The 3,664-nt window shown below is 59.9% G+C and carries 3 protein-coding genes; 2 read left to right on the top strand and 1 reads right to left on the bottom strand.

The genetic code is table 11. The features are described 5' to 3' along the window. Positions 1-342: 342 nt before the first annotated feature. A complete protein-coding gene (locus Q319_RS0122675) occupies positions 343-2,541 on the top strand; it encodes an ATP-binding domain-containing protein (protein WP_029484669.1) in 2,199 nt (732 codons plus the stop codon). A gap of 57 nt (positions 2,542-2,598) precedes the next feature. Here Q319_RS0122675 and Q319_RS0122680 read toward each other — a convergent pair whose 3' ends face one another. After that, a complete protein-coding gene (locus Q319_RS0122680; protein ID WP_051655698.1) occupies positions 2,599-2,889 on the bottom strand; it encodes an HNH endonuclease in 291 nt (96 codons plus the stop codon). 178 nt (positions 2,890-3,067) lie between these two features. Between Q319_RS0122680 and Q319_RS0122685 the strand changes: the two genes are divergently transcribed. After that, positions 3,068-3,538, top strand: coding sequence for a hypothetical protein (locus Q319_RS0122685; RefSeq protein ID WP_029484671.1), 471 nt, complete (start codon positions 3,068-3,070; stop codon positions 3,536-3,538). The last annotated feature ends 126 nt before the right edge of the window (positions 3,539-3,664 follow it).

Raw genomic sequence — 3,664 nt, forward strand, 5'->3', positions numbered from 1 at the left:
GGGATCACCCACAGGCCGAAATATACTTCGGCCTCTTAAATCAACCTTTCTCCGCACCCAGCGCCACTTAAACGCAAGTTGTCCGGTACTGAAGACTATCCCTTCATTTATGAATAAAGAATAGTTTTACTCACTGCTGTGAGTATGGTTTCACTTGAGACTTGGAACCAGAACTTGTGCTGGGAGATCAACGATGCTCACACCATGGGGATGTATCGGGGAAGTGGGAGTTCCCAGCCGACATCTTCAGCCGTGCCAATTCTGACCTCTACCCCTGATCCCCCGCCCAGTGGCGTTTTTTCATGATCGCCTTTCTACTCTGGGCGCTATTGTCCACAGGTCATGGCCGATTTTATTCAGACCGAGGAATTCAGACTTGCCGGTGAGGAGGGCGAGCAACGGGTCTTCGAGGCCGTTAAAGCCGCGTTCGCAGGACGAGACACTTTAGGTTGGTGGCGCTACCCACTCATCTCTGAAAAGAGCGTGCGGGAGCCGGATATTCTGCTGCTGGACGCCGAGCTGGGCGTGGTCATCATTGAGGTCAAAAGTTTACAGCTTGCCCAGATCTCGGGCGTCAGCGGTTACGAGTGGAACATGGCCCCCAACGCCTACTTTGGCCGGGCGCAGATCAACCCGTACCAGCAGGCCAAAGCCCAGCTCCAGGTCATCATGAACACCCTGCGGGGCCGCGTGGGTCTGGACCGGGTGCCGGGGCGGGTGGTGGTGGCCACGCCCATGATCACCCGCGACGAGTGGGATGACGCGTCCTTCAATGCCCTGCTGGGGGCCACACCGATGCTGTTCGGGGACCAGTTGACCCCTGGCAAATTGATGCGGGCGCTGGAGCGCACGCAGCTCGTCGCCCAGGGCCAGGCGCTGGACGAGGGACAGTGGGGAGCCTTGACGCGGGCCTTTGGCACCAGCGGCAATATCCCCAAACCGAAGAATATTGCTCCCGTGGTCGTTCCCCCCATTCCGCAGACCCGCGCGGAATTGGTGGCCGCTGTCCGGGTAGCTGAGCGCCCCTTAGATCTTCAGCAGGAACGCATTGCCAAAACAGTGCCGCCGGGGCCGCAGCGGATTCGGGGTCTTGCCGGAAGCGGCAAGACGGTGTTGCTGGCCCAGAAAGCGGCCACCATGCACCTCAAGCACCCCGACTGGGATATTGCCCTGGTCTTCTTCAGCCGCAGCCTCTACGAGCAGATCACGACCCAGGTGGACCACTGGTTGCGCCTTCAGAGTGACGGTGAGACCCGGCTCTCGGATGCCCAGCACAAACTCCGCATCCTGCACGCCTGGGGGACACAGGGGCAACCCGGTTTTTACCGGGTGCTGGCTGAGCATATCGGCGCGCCCCCGCTGGCCGTGAAAGACGCCCCCTACGGCTATCAGGCGTCCAAGAACCTGATCTATTGCGCCCACCGGCTGTTGCAGGTCGCCGAGGAGCAGCAGGCCAGTCTGGAATTCTTTGACGCGGTGTTGATTGACGAGGGGCAGGACCTGGTGAACGAGGAACCGGCCATCCTCTACGAGCAGCGCCAGGCGTTTTACTGGCTGGCCCACCGTTCCCTGCGCCCAGTGCCGCAGGAGGTCTCTCTCTTTGAGGAACTGGACCTGAAAAAACCTCTGCTGCGCCGTCTGATCTGGGCGTATGACGAGGCCCAGAGTCTGGACAGCATGATGATCCCCAATACCCGGACGGTGTTTGGTGATTCGTGGGCGGATGTCTTCGGCGCGGGGGCCACCTATAGAGGGGGCATCGGCAAGTCTGAGGTCATGCGGGTGTCCTACCGGACTCCCGGCCCCATTCTGGTGGCCGCGCACGCCCTGGGCATGGGGCTGCTGCGCGAGGGTGGAATGCTCTCTGGTCCCACCCAGCAAAAAGACTGGGACCGGCTGGGCTACGAGGTGACGGCTGGGGACTTCCGGGGCAAGGAACCGGTGACCATCCACCGCCCGGCCAGGAACAGCCCACATCCCCTGCCTGCCTTGACCTCGGAACCACTGGTGACGTTTGACAATTACAACACCCGCGCCGACGAAATCCGAGCATTGACGGCGAACATCGCCCGCGACGTGGGCGAAGGGTTACAACTGTCACGCAACATCCTGGTGGTCACAGTTGGAGCCGGGGCCAGCGCAAACTCCATGATGCTCAAGGTTGGAGAAGGGCTTAAAGCTGCGGGCATCGACTTCTACATTCCCTCTGCCGATGGAAAAAACATGCCCGCCGGAAAGAACCCCAACCGCTTCTGGCTGGACGGGGCCGTGACCATCACCACCATCCACCGCGCCAAAGGGAACGAGGCAGACGTGGTGTACGTCGTAGGTCTGGATGAAGTCGCAAGGGCCGAAGGAGACATCCAGGTCCGCAACCAGTTGTTCACCGCCATGAGCCGCAGCTGGGGCTGGCTGCACCTGTCGGGATCGCAGATGGCGGGCCGGCCCTTTGAACGCGAGGTGCGTCAGGTGCTGGCCTCCCATCCCACGCTGACCTTCCGGCCCAGTCCACCCCGCAGGCGAACGGACGACGACGAGTAGCAACAGGGACCATGTGAAGAACAGCAATGAGAATCTGCGCTGGGGAATCGGCCCTCATCACCCCGAATCCAGAGGTAGGCAAACAGACCCCGCCACCATCTGTTCCAGTTCAAACAGGGGGGCCATCCCGCGTGAGCGTTTGCGCTCGATATGCTCCACCACCATGTGCGCGGCCTGGCTGGGCAGCGTCAGCAGATTCTCGGGGCGGAGATCATGCTTGTCCCCGTTCAGATGGTGAATCACTTCGCCGGGCAGCAGCGCGCGGCCCAGGCTCTGGGCAGCCACCAGCCGGTGAACGTACACCTGTTTTTTCAGTGTGTTGTCCCAGACCCGCTTGTACCCGTTCATGCCCACCCCCGCAGTTGATTTGAAGTGTACTTCACCCCTGAGAGAAGATCCTGAACTAGAGCTGTGACGGTCAAGCGGAATCAAATCAGAGGAGAGATCCTTTTGCTCATTCGTATTGCGGTTCATTCCTCCAATCTGTCAGGTGCTGCCGGTCAAAAACTTGTGCTAATAATGCGCTATGGCTGAAACTGAATTTGTCAAACTGTCAGACCTCATCGAGTCGATGGATACGAAGATGCAGGTCAAATACATCCGGTTATTTCGTGAAGCGGCCAAGGAAGGGGAAATTGAGTGTCTGCCCATCGAAAAGACCTTTGATGTCCGGGGTTCAACGTACCGGGACCTCATGACCCAGCGAGATGAGCCGTTCTCCAAATGGCACGAGCAAACCCTGAAAGAACTTGATCTCACCACCATGCGCGGGGCCGCTGGAATCGCTTACGAAGCCGACGTGATGAGCGGCAAAGTAGACTTCAAAGCCCGCGCCGAGGAGTTCAGAAAATCACTGAAGAAAAAGCGGCGGCGCACCAGCAAGAAGCCGACACCAGGCGAAGCGGTGGTGGGCAGTGGTCAAGCCAAAGAGAAAACCCCCAGAGCGAAAGCCGCAACACAGGCCGCCGAGGGAGAGCAGGGCGCGGCGGCAGAGTAGCGCGGCGCAGGCGTGATCGCCCAAGACCGGGCTTAGAGCGTGTTTATAAAGGTTCGACGGATGGGTCGAGGCGACGGAGCATCAGGCGAATGTTGGCGAGATAGCACCAGGAAGCGGAAGTATGGC

It is taken from the genome of Deinococcus marmoris DSM 12784, assembly GCF_000701405.1.
Taxonomy (GTDB): Bacteria; Deinococcota; Deinococci; order Deinococcales; family Deinococcaceae; genus Deinococcus; species Deinococcus marmoris.